Annotated in this window: 14 protein-coding genes and 2 tRNA genes; 6 read left to right on the forward strand and 10 right to left on the reverse strand. The window is 69.6% G+C overall.

The window, feature by feature from the left end; genetic code table 11:
* The 3 genes from OUA97_RS22085 to OUA97_RS22095 form a co-directional block, all read right to left on the reverse strand.
* Nucleotides 1-444 (reverse strand): sulfite exporter TauE/SafE family protein (locus tag OUA97_RS22085; RefSeq protein WP_267234248.1); only part of this gene is annotated, 444 nt, incomplete at its 3' end.
* A gap of 4 nt (nucleotides 445-448) precedes the next feature.
* On the reverse strand, nucleotides 449-979 hold the full coding sequence (locus OUA97_RS22090; protein WP_267234249.1) for a rhodanese family protein: 531 nt from the start codon (nucleotides 977-979) through the stop codon (nucleotides 449-451).
* Nucleotides 939-1307 carry an ArsR/SmtB family transcription factor gene (locus OUA97_RS22095; protein WP_267234250.1) on the reverse strand — a complete coding sequence of 123 codons (369 nt, stop codon included), beginning with the start codon at nucleotides 1305-1307 and terminating at the stop codon, nucleotides 939-941. Before OUA97_RS22095 ends, OUA97_RS22090 begins: the two co-directional genes overlap by 41 nt.
* A gap of 74 nt (nucleotides 1308-1381) precedes the next feature.
* On the opposite strand from OUA97_RS22095, the gene OUA97_RS22100 reads away from it, so the two are divergent.
* Both OUA97_RS22100 and OUA97_RS22105 read left to right on the forward strand, forming a co-directional pair.
* On the forward strand, nucleotides 1382-2242 hold the full coding sequence (locus OUA97_RS22100) for an MBL fold metallo-hydrolase (protein ID WP_267234251.1): 861 nt from the start codon (nucleotides 1382-1384) through the stop codon (nucleotides 2240-2242).
* Nucleotides 2243-2341: 99 nt separating this feature from the next.
* Nucleotides 2342-2758 (forward strand): cupin domain-containing protein, encoded by a 417-nt coding sequence (locus tag OUA97_RS22105; RefSeq protein WP_267234252.1) that lies wholly within the window; start codon nucleotides 2342-2344, stop codon nucleotides 2756-2758.
* Nucleotides 2759-2801: 43 nt separating this feature from the next.
* On the opposite strand, the gene OUA97_RS22110 is transcribed toward OUA97_RS22105, so the two are convergent.
* Nucleotides 2802-2877 (reverse strand) — tRNA-Ala (locus tag OUA97_RS22110).
* A 125-nt stretch (nucleotides 2878-3002) separates the two neighbouring features.
* Here OUA97_RS22110 and OUA97_RS22115 point away from each other — a divergent pair.
* Nucleotides 3003-3314 (forward strand): YggT family protein, encoded by a 312-nt coding sequence (locus OUA97_RS22115; RefSeq protein WP_267234253.1) that lies wholly within the window; start codon nucleotides 3003-3005, stop codon nucleotides 3312-3314.
* A gap of 4 nt (nucleotides 3315-3318) precedes the next feature.
* Complete coding sequence (locus OUA97_RS22120) at nucleotides 3319-3603, forward strand: DUF167 family protein (protein WP_267234254.1); 285 nt, start codon at nucleotides 3319-3321, stop codon at nucleotides 3601-3603.
* Between the two features lie 84 nt (nucleotides 3604-3687).
* Here OUA97_RS22120 and OUA97_RS22125 read toward each other — a convergent pair whose 3' ends face one another.
* The 3 genes from OUA97_RS22125 to OUA97_RS22135 all read right to left on the reverse strand — a co-directional run bounded on the left by OUA97_RS22125 (nucleotide 3688) and on the right by OUA97_RS22135 (nucleotide 8374).
* On the reverse strand, nucleotides 3688-5958 hold the full coding sequence (locus OUA97_RS22125) for a methyl-accepting chemotaxis protein (RefSeq protein WP_267234255.1): 2271 nt from the start codon (nucleotides 5956-5958) through the stop codon (nucleotides 3688-3690).
* An 89-nt stretch (nucleotides 5959-6047) separates the two neighbouring features.
* On the reverse strand, nucleotides 6048-6512 hold the full coding sequence (locus OUA97_RS22130; RefSeq protein ID WP_267234256.1) for a chemotaxis protein CheW: 465 nt from the start codon (nucleotides 6510-6512) through the stop codon (nucleotides 6048-6050).
* Entirely contained in the window at nucleotides 6512-8374 is a 1863-nt protein-coding gene (locus tag OUA97_RS22135) for a methyl-accepting chemotaxis protein (RefSeq protein ID WP_416362453.1), read from the reverse strand. The genes OUA97_RS22130 and OUA97_RS22135 overlap by 1 nt, the downstream gene beginning before the upstream one ends.
* Nucleotides 8375-8689: 315 nt before the next feature.
* Between OUA97_RS22135 and OUA97_RS22140 the strand changes: the two genes are divergently transcribed.
* Complete coding sequence (locus tag OUA97_RS22140) at nucleotides 8690-9433, forward strand: SIR2 family NAD-dependent protein deacylase (protein WP_267234258.1); 744 nt, start codon at nucleotides 8690-8692, stop codon at nucleotides 9431-9433.
* Nucleotides 9434-9446: 13 nt separating this feature from the next.
* Here OUA97_RS22140 and OUA97_RS22145 read toward each other — a convergent pair whose 3' ends face one another.
* A complete protein-coding gene (locus OUA97_RS22145) occupies nucleotides 9447-9734 on the reverse strand; it encodes a hypothetical protein (RefSeq protein ID WP_267234259.1) in 288 nt (95 codons plus the stop codon).
* A gap of 303 nt (nucleotides 9735-10037) precedes the next feature.
* On the opposite strand from OUA97_RS22145, the gene OUA97_RS22150 reads away from it, so the two are divergent.
* A complete protein-coding gene (locus OUA97_RS22150) occupies nucleotides 10038-10940 on the forward strand; it encodes a SurA N-terminal domain-containing protein (protein ID WP_267234260.1) in 903 nt (300 codons plus the stop codon).
* Between the two features lie 111 nt (nucleotides 10941-11051).
* Here OUA97_RS22150 and OUA97_RS22155 read toward each other — a convergent pair.
* Nucleotides 11052-11127 (reverse strand) — tRNA-Thr (locus tag OUA97_RS22155).
* 42 nt (nucleotides 11128-11169) lie between these two features.
* Nucleotides 11170-12346, reverse strand: a 1177-nt coding sequence (locus OUA97_RS22160) for a tetratricopeptide repeat protein (protein WP_267234261.1), incomplete at its 5' end; no start/stop codon positions are given.

The raw sequence follows: 12346 nt of genomic DNA on the forward strand, positions 1-12346 counted from the left end.
CCCCCCCCCCCCCCCCCCCGCCCCCCCCCCCCCCCCCCCCCCCCCCCCCCCCCCCACGCCGGGGTCGCCCTCGTCCTTCCTGGGAACCAGCATCGAGACTCCGACCAGCGCCATCGCCCCGGCGAACCACAGGATCAGCTGGCCGCCGTCGATCATCTTGGCCAGATGCGCCCCGGCCAGCGAACCGATCAGCCCCGCGCCGCCGAACACCAGGGCGCAGGGCCACTTCACCCGCCCGGCCTTGGCCTGGGCGGCCAGGCCCACGGCCGCGTTGACCGCCACGGCGGCGGCCGAAGTGCCGATCGCGACATGCGGATCGCGCACGCCGACCACATAGAGCAGCAGCGGCGCGGCCAGCACCGAACCGCCGCCGCCGAACACCGACAGCAGCAGTCCGATCACCGCCCCGCCCGCCGCCGCGAGACCCAGGCTCACCAGGTCCATGCCCTTAGGTCCTCGCCGGACGGTTCCAGGGCATCAGAGCCAGCAGCCGCGCCATGCCGCAGAAGCCTGTGGCCCCGGCGAATGTCAGGCCGGCGCCGACAAAGGCGGCGAGACCGAAGAACCCGGGATGGACCAGCAGGCCCAGGCCGACGCCGATCAGCACCAGCGTACCGGCCGCGATCTGCACCTGGCGCATCATTTCCAGCGGCGCCTTGCGGTCCTCGACCAGCGGCAATCCCGCGGCCGCCCAGCCGTCGACGCCGCCGGCCAGCACCACGGCCTGGCCGCCGCTGGCCGCCGCCAGCCGCGTGCAATTGGCGGCCGTGCGCATGCCCGAGCGGCAGGTGAAGATCGGCAAGGCGCCGGCCGGCACGTCGAGCGGCGCGGACTCAAGACTCGCCAGCGGGCGCAGCCGCGCGCCCTTCACGTGGCGGCGGGCGAACTCGTCGGGGTCGCGGACGTCGAACAGCACCGCCTGGCCCTTGGCCAGCAGGTCAGCGACGTCCTTGGGATTCAGTTGGGTCGGAGCGGTCATCGGCCTTCTTCATGTCTGGAGGACAGAAGATCTCCGCGAGCGTCGCCACCACCTTCATCGCGGCAGGGTCGGCGATCCGGTACCAGATGGTCTGGCCCTCGCGGCGCGTGGCCACGACGGCTTCCTCGCGCAGCACTGCCAGGTGCTGCGAGAGGGCCGATTGCGACAGGCCGACCAGGGGCAGTAGTTCGCCCACCGATCGCTCGCCTTCGGTCAGCTGGCAGAGGATCATCAACCGCCGCTCGTTGCCCAGCGCGCGCAGAAGCTTGGCGGCCTCCCCGGCGCTGGCCTCGAAACGGGTGATGTCGAAGTTCGCGAGATCGAACATGGCCGCAATATATGAGTTGTTTCTAATTTAGCAAGGTCTTATGTATTGGCCTGACGCCGAAGGAGGCTCCAACCATGACCCCTCAAGTACAGACATTCTTCGACAAGGCCACCTCGACCGCGACCCACCTGGTCAGTGACCCTGCCACCCGGGTCGCCGCGGTGATCGACCCGGTGCTCGACTTCGAGCCCAAGGCGGCCCGGCTCTCGACCGGCTCGGCCGATGCGGTGCTGGCCGCGGTGCACGATCAGGGTCTGACCCTGGCCTATGTGCTCGAGACCCACGCGCACGCCGACCACCTGTCGGCGGCCGACTACATCCGCCGCGAAACCGGCGCGCAGGTGGTAATCGGGGCCGAGATCACCCAGGTGCAGAAGGCTTTCATCCCCCGCTTCGAGGCCGACGATGTCGCCGACGACGGACGGGTGTTCGACCGGCTGCTGGCCGAGGGCGACGTGCTGCCGCTCGGATCGCTGGACATCGGGGTGCTGCACACACCCGGCCACACCCCGGCCTGCGTCACCTATCTGATCGGCGACGCCGCCTTCGTCGGCGACACCCTGTTCATGCCCGACTATGGGACCGCCCGCGCCGACTTCCCGGGCGGCGATGCGGCGACCCTCTATCGTTCGACGCGCAAGATCCTGGCTCTGCCCGAAACGACGCGCATCTTCGTCGGCCACGACTATCTGCCGGCCGGCCGCGACACCTTCGCCTGGCAGACCACCGTCGCCGAGCAGCGGGCCCGCAACGTCCATGTGCATGACGGCGTGGACGAGGCCGCCTTCGTCACCATGCGCGAGGCGCGCGACGCCACCTTGGCCGCCCCGACCCTGATCCTGCCCTCGCTGCAGGTGAACATCCGCGCCGGCGCCCTGCCGCCGGCCACGGCGGCCGGGAACGTGTTCCTGCGGCTTCCCGTTACCCAGGCTTGACCGTCATCGGGCCGTCGCCGGCGCAGGCTTGATTAGCATCAAGGCCTGCGCCGCGCGCTCGGCTCAGGCTGGATAAGCACCATCAGGAAAGGACGCGCCATGAAGGGCTTTGTCGACGACATCGAGGAGCTGACGGAAAGCAACAAGGACTTCCGCCGCGTGCTCTACACAGGCAAGCACCTGCAACTGGTGCTGATGTCGCTGAAGCCCGGCGAGGAGATCGGCGAGGAGGTGCACGACACCCACGACCAGTTCTTCCGCATCGAGAAGGGCAAGGGCGAGGTCTGGATCGACGGGGTGAAGACCAAGGTGAAGGCCGACTTCGCGATCATCGTCCCGGCCGGCGCCCCCCACAACGTGATCAACACCGGCGACAAGGCCCTGCGGCTCTACACCCTCTACGGCCCGCCCGAGCACCGCGACGGCATCGTCCGCGCCACCAAGGCCGAAGCCGACGCCAGCGAGGAACACTTCGACGGCGTCCTGACCGAAGACGGCCCGGGCACGAAGATCTGATTGTCCGGAAAATTCCTGAGGTTCGACCAATTCCGCGAGGAATTGGTGGAGCCGAGGGGAGTCGAACCCCTGACCTCCTCATTGCGAACGAGGCGCTCTACCAACTGAGCTACGGCCCCAGGAGGCGCGGACTTAGGAGGCGAAGGCGGGGTCTGTCAAGCGGCTGATCGCCGATGCGGCGTCGCGACTTGCCAGCGCCGCCGCGCCAGCCGATACAGGAGGCCCTTTCCACTCGGATTTTCTGATGGCCCCGCTGGTCGGCTTTGTCTTCTTCATCATCGACGCGCTGCTCGGATTGCTGGTGTTCGCGCTGATCGCCAGCGCCATCCTGTCCTGGCTCGTCGCCTTCGACGTGATCAACCTGCGCAACCAGTTCGTCTACAACGTCGCCCGCTTCCTCGACGCGGTGACGCGGCCGGTGCTGGCCCCGTTCCAGAAGATCATTCCATCGCTCGGCGGCGTCGACATCAGTCCGGTGATCGCGATCCTGGTGATCTCGGGCATCCAGCGCTACCTGCTGCCGGCCGCGGCCGGCGCACTGATGAGCCTCGGCTAGGCCGGTGCGCCTGGCCGTGCGGCTGACGCCCAAGGGCGGTCGCGACGGCGTGGACGGCTGGGCCCTCGATCCGGAGGGCCGCCCCTATCTGAAGATCAGGGTCAGCGCCCCGCCCAGCGAGGGCGCGGCCAACGCGGCGCTGGTCGCCCTGCTGGCCAAGACCCTCAAGCGGCCCAAGTCGTCGGTGCGCATCGTCGCCGGCGAGACCGCACGCCTGAAGATGATCGAGATCGACGGCCTGGACGAGCCGGCGGCGCACGCCGTGCTTGGCCCGCCGCCGAGCGCCTAGTCAGACGCGCAAACGGCGCTCCAGCCGTGGCCGAAGCGCCGCCAGAACCCCGGCCTTCGCCGGGGTGAGCGATAAGGGGCGAGCCTAGAACTCCTCCCAGCCCTCTTCCTCGGCCACCGGCAGGCTGCGGCCGCCGCCGACCGCGACGCGCTTGGCCGGAGCCGCGCGGGGCGTGGGCGCGGGCGCACGAGTCGACGCCGCGGCGGCGCCCTGCTCGCCGGTCTTGAACTGGCCGATCAGGCGGGCCAGCTCGACCGCTTCGCCGGCCAGCGAGTGGCTGGCGGCGGTCGATTCCTCGACCATGGCGGCGTTCTGCTGGGTCACCTGGTCCATCTGGTTGACGGCGGTGTTGACCTGCTGGAGGCCGACCGCCTGCTCCTGGGCGCTAGCCGCGATCTCGGTGACGATGCCGTTGATCTCGGCCACCTGGCTGACGATCAGCTGCAGCGCCTTGCCGGTGTCGGCCACCAGACTGACGCCCTGGCCGACCTGGGCGCTCGAGGCGTTGATCAGGGTCTTGATCTCCTTGGCCGCCTCGGCCGAGCGCTGGGCCAGGGCCCGGACCTCGGAGGCGACGACCGCGAAGCCCTTGCCGGCGTCGCCGGCGCGGGCCGCTTCGACCCCCGCGTTCAGGGCCAGCAGGTTGGTCTGGAAGGCGATCTCGTCGATGACGCCGATGATCTGACCGATCTGCTTGGAGCTGTCTTCGATCTGGCCCATCGCCGCCGTCGCCCGCTGCACGACGTCGGCGCTTTCGGCCGCGTTCGAGCGGGCGGTGGCGACCACGCCCTGGGCGTGGTTGGCGCCCTCGGCGGTCTTGCGGACCGTGGCGGTGATCTGGTCTAGCGCCGCGGCGGTTTCTTCCAGGCTGGCGGCCTGCTGCTCGGTGCGGCGCGACAGATCGTCGGCCGCCTTGCTGATCTCGTCGGCGCCCGAACGCATGGACGAAGTCGCCCCGACCACCACGCCCATGGTGTTCTGCAGTTGGCTCATGGCGACGTTGAAGTCGTGCTTCAGCGCTTCGTATTCCGGAGACACCTGGGCCTCGACTCGGGCGGTCAGGTCGCCGTGGGCCAGGCGCTCGAGCGCCTTGGCCAGGGCGGTGACCACGACGGCCTGCTGTTCGGCCACGGCCGCGCGCTCGGCCTCCGACCGGCGACGCTCGGCTTCGGCCTGGGCGTTGGCCGCTTCCTGGCCGGCCCGCAGGGCGCGGTTCTCGGCCAGGCCATGGCGGAAGCCTTCGAGGGCGCGGGCGATCTCGCCCACCTCGTCATGCTTGTCGGCGCCGCCCACCGGCTTCTCGTAGCGCCCGGCGGAAAGCTCGCCCACCGCGGCGGTGATGCCGGCCAGCGGCTGGCGCACCAGCTTGCCGACCGCGATGAACAGCGCGCCGAGCACCAGGCCCAGGATCACCACGCCGCCGACCGCCAGCCAGATCGCCAGTTGGCGGGCGGGGCCGGTGATGTGCTTGGTCGGCACGTCCATGACCACCGCCCAGGTCGAGTTCAGGCCCGGCAGCGGGGCCGGCGTGACCAGGCGCTCGACCTTGCCGGCCGGCTGGTCCAGGCCGCTGAGCAGCACGGACTTGCCATCCGCCATCGCGCCCTTCAGTTCGGCCGCGCCGGTGTCGGCGTAGGGCTTCATGCGCAGCTTGGCGTCCGGGTGCGAGACCCAGTTGGCGGCCGGCGAGACGAGCATGACCCGGCCGTCGCCGAACGGGCGCAGCGCATCGAGCTGCTTGGACACGTCGTCCAGCGCCAGGTCGATGCCGGCCACGCCGATCAGCTGGCCGTTCGACATCACCGGGAAGGTCACCGAGGTCATCGAGATGGTCTTGCCGCCCACCTCGTAGGGATAGGGCTCGACGATCGCCGCCTTCTGGCTCTTGAAGCTGGTCTGGTAGAACGGCTGGTCGTAGTCGTTGCCGGTGTCCAGCGGCTCCAGGCTCAGCGAGCCGTTGTTGTTTACCCAATAGGGCGTGAACTGGCCGAGCTTGTTGGAGCCGGAGTCAACCTGGCCCATATGGGCCTCGTCCTGGCCGTCCAGCGCGTTGGGGATCTCCATGAACCAGGCGCCAAGGATCATCGGCGAGGCCGAAGCCGCCGGCTTGATCATCTCGCTCAGCACCTTGCGGTCGCGCACGCCGGCGGCGTGGGCCGCGCCCAGCGTCTGAGCCATCGAGCGGCCCAGGCCCTGGATCTCGCCGATGTCGCTGGCCACCTCGGCGGCGGCCTTGCCGGCCAGGGCCTGCGCATTGTCATTGGACAGGTCGCGGACGATGCCGCTGGCGTTGGCGGCCACCAGGGCCGCGGCCAGCAGCAGCAGCGCGCCGATGGCGCAGCCAGCCGCAAGCATGAGTTTCCATGCGATTGATAGACGAGCCAGCACTTAAAATACCCCCGACGACTGACTGAACTGCACAGGTCCTTGGCGGACCACGTCCGTTAGGCTGCGGCCGCGATGTCCGGCGGCAGAATGTGGTCAAGCGACAGCAGCGAGACGATCCCGGTGTCGGTGGTCATCACGCCGCTGACATAGGCGGTCGATTCCGGGCTGCCGACTTCCGGCGGCGGCTGGATCAGCCCCTCGGTCACGGTCAGGATGTCGGACACCGCATCGACGACCAGGCCCATCTGCGCCTCGCCGATCTGCGCCACCACCACCACTGACGAGGCGCTGGGATTGGCCGGGCCCAGGCCCAGCCGCGCGCCGAGGTCGATGACCGGCAGGATCGCGCCGCGCAGGTTCATCATCCCCAGCACGTGGGGCGGGGCGTGCGGCAGCGGCGTGGCCGCCGACCAGCCGCGGATCTCGCGCACCGCCATGATGTCGATCGCATAGGCCTGCTCGCCGATGCGGACCGAGATCAGCTCGGCGCCGGGCGATGGGATGCGGGTGTAGGCTTCCATCAGAATTCCTCCCAAGTGTCGGTTTCTCCGACCGGCTCGAGTTTCGCCGCGGTGGCGGCGCCGGAGCTGTATCCCCGGGCCGGCTTGTTGGAGCGCGGCGCGGGGGTCTTGCGAACGATCGGGCGGCCTTGATCCTGGCCGATCGAGAACTGGCCCATGAGACGGGTGAGCTCGACGGCTTCGTTGGCGAGCGCGTGGCTCGCGGCGGTGGACTCTTCGACCATGGCCGCATTCTGCTGCGTGACCTGATCCATTTGATTAACGGCGGTGTTGACCTGTTGCAGGCCGACCGCCTGCTCCTGGGCGCTGGCCGCGATCTCGGAAACCGAGGCGTTGATCTCGGCCACTTGCGAGGCGATGCGCTGCAGCGCCTTGCCGGTCTCGGCGACCAGATCGACGCCCTGGCCGACCTGGGCGCTCGAAGCGTTGATCAGGACCTTGATTTCCTTGGCCGCCTCGGCCGAGCGCTGGGCCAGGGCCCGGACCTCGGAGGCGACGACCGCGAAGCCCTTGCCGGCGTCGCCGGCGCGGGCCGCTTCGACCCCGGCGTTCAGGGCCAGCAGGTTGGTTTGGAAGGCGATCTCGTCGATCACGCCGATGATCTGGCCGATCTGCTTTGAGCTGTCCTCGATCTCGCCCATCGCCGCCGTCGCCCGCTGCACGATGTTGGCGCTGCGCTCGGCGTCGGTGCGGGCGGTCTCGACCACCTCGCGGGCGTGGTTGGCGCCCTCGGCGGTCTTGCGGACCGTGGCGGTGATCTGGTCGAGCGCCGCGGCGGTTTCTTCCAGGCTGGCGGCCTGCTGCTCGGTACGGCGCGACAGGTCGTCGGCGGCCTGGCTGATCTCGCCGGCGCCCGAGCGCATGTTCGTGGTGTTGCCGCTGATCACCGTCATGGTGTCCTGCAAGGTGGCGACGGCGGCGTTGAAGTCGGTCTTCAGCTGCTCGGCCTTCGGCGCGAAGGCGGCGGTGATGCGATAGGTCAGGTCGCCGTGGGCTAGCTTGCCCAGCGCTTCGGCCAGCGAGCCGATGGCGATCGCGTCCTGCTCGGCCTCGCGAGCCTTCTCCTCTTCGCGGGCCTGGCGCTCGAGCTCGGCGGCCGCGCGCTGTTCGGCGACCTCGGCCTCGACCCGCACTTTCTGGATCGCGGCCTCCTTGAAGGCCAGCACGGCGGTGGCCATCTGGCCGATCTCGTCCTTGCGCCCGACCGCCGGCACCTCGACGGTGTTGTCGCCGCCGGCCAACCGATCCATCGCGCGTGTCATGGCGCTGACCGGCGCGGCGATGGCCCGCGACAGCAGCCAGGCCATGGCCGCAGCCGCCAGGATCGCCACCAGGCTGCCGCCGATCAGGGTGATACGGGCCTGGGTGATGGCGTTCTGCTGCTGCGCCCAGCGCTCGGCGACCAGCTTGCTCTGGGCGTCCAGGATCTCACCCTGCACCCCGCGCACCTTGGTCAGGCGCACCTCGTCGATCATCGCCAGGGCCTGGAATTCGGTGGCCGGATCCCGCGCCAGGGCGATGATCTCGTTGTTCTTGGCGCGCCAGGCGTCGAGCTCGAGCTTCAGACGGGCCGCGCGTTCCTTCTGCTCAGGCCGCGTCGTGCGCCCCGTGAAGGCCGCAAGGCTCTTATCGGCGAGGGCGCCGTCCTTCTCGTAGTTGTTCAGGAAGTCGGCATTGCGCGTCGCTGCGAAACCGCGCGCCGCATTCTGTTGTTCGACGGATTGATAGAGAACCGTCGCGACGTCCTGGATGTTGAGGTTGCTCACATTGTTCTGCTCGGCCGCCTGAAGCGTGGCGCTGAGGCTCATGAACACGGCTGCGGATGCCAGGGTGAAGACCGAAAGGATCACGGCGAACGCCATGATCAGCTTGGCGGAGATACGCGCATTACTGAAATTCACTGTGAGCCCCCAAACAGTACAGTTCAGATCATTGAAGCACTCACAGACTTCTGGATTATTAATCGTGATTAATGACGGCCTGACAGATTGTCGCAGGCGCAGTCTAGATGTGCCGACATCGCGACACATTAATGTCGATTATATCGACTGTTAGCGGTATTACTTGACACCGGCGTCAAGTAATACCGTCAAAAATCCCGGTCATACCCGCGTGGCGTTGCGGGCCGCGACGCGCTACCCATCTTTCTGACGCCGAGGACGGCAAGGAGGAGACCGATGGCCGGGCGTATGCAGTTGGCGGAGGCGATCGCAGAGGCGCGGCGCATCGTGGTGTTCACCGGCGCCGGCATCTCCACCGAGTCCGGCGTGCCTGATTTCCGCAGCCCTGGCGGGGTGTGGAGCAAGATGAAGCCGATCTACTTCCAGGAGTTCGTCGGTGACGAGGCCCGCCGCCGCGAGGCCTGGACCCGGGTGTTTTCAGGCGCCGCCAAATGGACCGGCGCGCGCCCGAACGACGGTCATACCGCCGTCGCCAAGCTGGTTGCTGACGGTAGGGCCAGTGCGGTCATCACCCAGAACGTCGACAACCTGCACCAGGAGTCAGGGGTGCCGGACGACAAGGTGATCGAGCTGCACGGCAATGCGCACTTTGCGCGCTGCCTGGCCTGCGGGCTGCGCCACGAGTTCGAAGAATTTCGCGAAAGCTTCACCGAGCACGGCGTGATCCCGGTCTGCCGCGCCTGCGGCGGCCTGGTCAAATCGGCGACCATCTCGTTCGGCCAGTCGATGCCGCAGGACCAGATGGACCGCGCCGAGGCCCAGACGCTCGGCTGCGACCTCTTCCTGGTGCTCGGCTCGTCGCTGGTGGTCTATCCGGCCGCCGGCTTCCCGCTGCTGGCCAAGCGCAACGGCGCGACCCTGGCGATCGTCAACCGTGAACCCACCGACCAGGATGCGGTGGCTGACATCGTGCTGCACGACGAGATCGGACCGGTGATGTCGCAGGTGGTCGGCGGCTGACCCGCCCGCGACGCTAGGCGCGCTTGGTCGGGCGCGCCCGCAGGCGGGTCGGCGGCGGGTCGGCGCGGAAATCGGCGACCGTGCCGAGCTTGGCGTTGCATGACGGGCAGCGGATCACGACCTCGTCGGTCAGGTGGTCGTCGATCGACAGCCCCGCGCCGCAGGGCTTGCACTTCCAGTCGTACTGCGGCGGAGGCGGCGGGGCTGGCGGCGGCGCAGGGCGCTTCGGCCCCTCGGGCACGACGACCTTCGGGGGATTCTTCAGGGACAGAATCGGGCGGCGCTTAGGTTCGTCGCTCATCGGCTGGGACTGGGGACCTCGTCGGCGGACCCGCGGCGGCGCTGGCCGCGCGGTGCGGCTGGCGTTTTCCCGTGTCCGGCCTTGAGTTGCAACACCAATCGGCACGAAAGCCGCCCAGACGCGCGCGCCGCCGCCAGCGCGCTTCGTCGCAGCCCGGTCACCGCTCGCCGAAGATCGCTGTTCGTGACAGCTTAAGATGTTTCAGGGTTAAACAGAGCAACGGCCAGCCAAGGTTGACCGGCGCCCGCCAACGTGGTGCGCCGCCATCGGCGAGGCCTGTACGGCTTACTCGGGGAGAAACCGATGAAATTGAACTGGACTCATGGCGCAGCGCTGCTCGCCTGCGTGGCCATGAGCGGCTGCGGCATGATCGGCGGCGGCTCCAAGGCCCCCAAGGGTCAGGTCGTCGCCACGGTGAACGGCGAGGAGATTACGGTCACCGAACTCAACCGCGAGCTCGGCGGCGCGTCCGCGGCGGACGCGACCCAGCGCAAGGCGATGGAACAGGCCGCGCTGCAGTCGATCATCACCCGCAAGCTGCTGGCCCAGACCGCCAAGGAACAGAAGCTCGACAAGACCCCGGCCTTCGCCCAGCAGGAAATGCAGGCCAAGGAAGCGATGCTGGTCGGCGCCATGCAGCGCAAGGTCGCCTCGACCGTGGTCAACCCGTCGCGCGCCGAGGCCGAGAAGTTCGTCGCCGAGCACCCGCACATGTTCGCCGACCGCCGCGTGATGGTCGTCGACCAGATCGTGGTCGGCAAGTTCAGCCCCGAGCTGATGAAGCAGTTCGAACCGCTGACCACGCTCGAGCAGGTCGAGGCCGTGCTCGGCCGCGAGAACCTCGACTTCCAGCGCACCACCACCGTGCTCGACACGCTGAACGCGCCCGAGGGCCTGACCCAGACCCTGATGAAGCTGCCGGCCGGCGAGATCTTCATCTTCCCGCGCGGCAACGCGGTGTTCGTCAACCAGATCCGCGAGAGCCGCACCCTGCCGTTCACCGGCGAGCGGGCGGTCAACTACGCCACCGCCGGCCTCAAGCAGATGCGCACCCAGGAGGCCGTCGGCCGCCAGATCGAGGCCATCCGCAAGGGCGCGCAGGACAAGATCACCTATAACGACAAGTACAAGCCCGACCCGGCCAAGCCGGCCGCCAAGCCCGCGGCTCCGGCCGCCCCGGCCCCGGCCCCGGCCCCGAACACCTAAGGGACCGACCCCGGCGTACCGAACGAAGGGCGCGGCTCCAGCCGCGCCCTTTTTCGTGCACCGTCGGTCGCGCGCGGGGGCCGCGCGGTCAGATCATCGATGTCAGGAGAGTGGTGCCGCTTACAGGACTCGAACCTGTGACCCCCTCATTACGAATGAGGTGCTCTACCAGCTGAGCTAAAGCGGCCTGGTACGCGCTCGCCGGCCGATTTGGCCCGCGAGGGAGCGCCTACTTAGCGACTCTCGGCGCGCTCGCCAAGCGCCGCCTTCCAGATGGCCGTCGATCGCCGCCGCGCGGGGCCGGCGGCGGCGGCGGCTCGTCGTCCTCATAGACGCCGTCGGCGATGTCGTAGGGGGCCGGCGCCGCCTCGTGCCCGGCCAGCAAAACCGCTGAATCGGCATAGGAAATCGGCAATTCGGGCAGTTCGCTCATCGTCCGCTCGCGCCGCTCGTGGCGCGGATGGATCAGCTCGCCGCTCTCGGCGAAACTGACCACCAGCCGGGCCCAGTCGGCCGGCTGGTAGGCGAAGGCGCGGCCCTCGGGGTCGAGATCGGACCAGTCCGGCTCCTGCGGCGCGCCGAGCCCGCGGGCCATCCAGACCCGCGCCTCGTCCGGCTGGCCGGCGGCGAAGGCGGTCCGCGCGAACAGGCCGGCGATGCGGGCGGTGACCGGTTCGGCGGCCAGCTCCCGGGCCGCCTCCTGGGCCCGCTCGGGGTCTCCGGCGATCAGCGCCTGCTCGACCAGCAGGATGCGGCTCTCGCGCTCGCCCGCGTTCAGCGAGGCCAGCCGCCACAGCCGCTCGCCGCGCTGGCGCGGGGTCTCGTCGGTCTTCAGGTCGCGATAGGCCAGCCACAGGGCCGGGTGCGGCGCGGCCTTCCAGGCGTTCTCCAGCGCCTGCGCCGCGCGGCCGGCCTTGCCATCGCCGCTGAGCAGCCGCGCGGCCATCACCACCCCGGGCGCGAAGCCCGGCTGCAGCTTGGCGGCCTCGACCGCGCGCTCCAGCGCCTGGGCGCGGCGCTTGGGATCGGTGTCGCCTTCGAGCTGGGCGGCCGAGGCGGCGAGCAGCGCGGCCCGCGCCCGGTCGGCGACCAGCGGCGAGATGATCTTGCGCTCCAGCGCGCCCTTGGCCAGGTCGCGCGCGCCGTCCCAGTCGCCGGCCTCCAGCCGCGCCTCGAGCACTGCACGCCAGGCCCAGCGGGCGGTGCGCGGCTCGCCGTAGGCAGCCTCGGCGTGGGTCGTCGCGGCGGCGCGATCGCCCTGGGCCAGCGCCAGCTGCATCAGCCCCTTGCGCCCGGCCAGCCGCATGTCGGGCAGGCTGAGCATGGCGGTGTAGGCGGCCTGGGCGGCGACCGCGTCGCCGGCGGCCTCGGCCGCCTGGGCGGCCAGCAACCGCACCAGGCCCGGC

Origin of the sequence: Phenylobacterium sp. 58.2.17, assembly GCF_026411515.1 — a bacterium.
Classification (GTDB): Bacteria; Pseudomonadota; Alphaproteobacteria; order Caulobacterales; family Caulobacteraceae; genus Phenylobacterium.

What these genes read in the sequence shown, in the direction of transcription:
- OUA97_RS22090 (WP_267234249.1), bottom strand. Translation starts at nt 979, where the DNA reads ATGACCGCTCCGACCCAACTGAATCCCAAGGACGTCGCTGACCTGCTG.
- OUA97_RS22095 (WP_267234250.1), bottom strand. Translation starts at nt 1,307, where the DNA reads ATGTTCGATCTCGCGAACTTCGACATCACCCGTTTCGAGGCCAGCGCC.
- OUA97_RS22100 (WP_267234251.1), top strand. Translation starts at nt 1,382, where the DNA reads ATGACCCCTCAAGTACAGACATTCTTCGACAAGGCCACCTCGACCGCG.
- OUA97_RS22105 (WP_267234252.1), top strand. Translation starts at nt 2,342, where the DNA reads ATGAAGGGCTTTGTCGACGACATCGAGGAGCTGACGGAAAGCAACAAG.
- OUA97_RS22115 (WP_267234253.1), top strand. Translation starts at nt 3,003, where the DNA reads ATGGCCCCGCTGGTCGGCTTTGTCTTCTTCATCATCGACGCGCTGCTC.
- OUA97_RS22125 (WP_267234255.1), bottom strand. Translation starts at nt 5,958, where the DNA reads ATGCTTGCGGCTGGCTGCGCCATCGGCGCGCTGCTGCTGCTGGCCGCG.
- OUA97_RS22130 (WP_267234256.1), bottom strand. Translation starts at nt 6,512, where the DNA reads ATGGAAGCCTACACCCGCATCCCATCGCCCGGCGCCGAGCTGATCTCG.
- OUA97_RS22135 (WP_416362453.1), bottom strand. Translation starts at nt 8,374, where the DNA reads ATGGCGTTCGCCGTGATCCTTTCGGTCTTCACCCTGGCATCCGCAGCC.
- OUA97_RS22140 (WP_267234258.1), top strand. Translation starts at nt 8,690, where the DNA reads ATGGCCGGGCGTATGCAGTTGGCGGAGGCGATCGCAGAGGCGCGGCGC.
- OUA97_RS22145 (WP_267234259.1), bottom strand. Translation starts at nt 9,734, where the DNA reads ATGAGCGACGAACCTAAGCGCCGCCCGATTCTGTCCCTGAAGAATCCC.
- OUA97_RS22150 (WP_267234260.1), top strand. Translation starts at nt 10,038, where the DNA reads ATGAAATTGAACTGGACTCATGGCGCAGCGCTGCTCGCCTGCGTGGCC.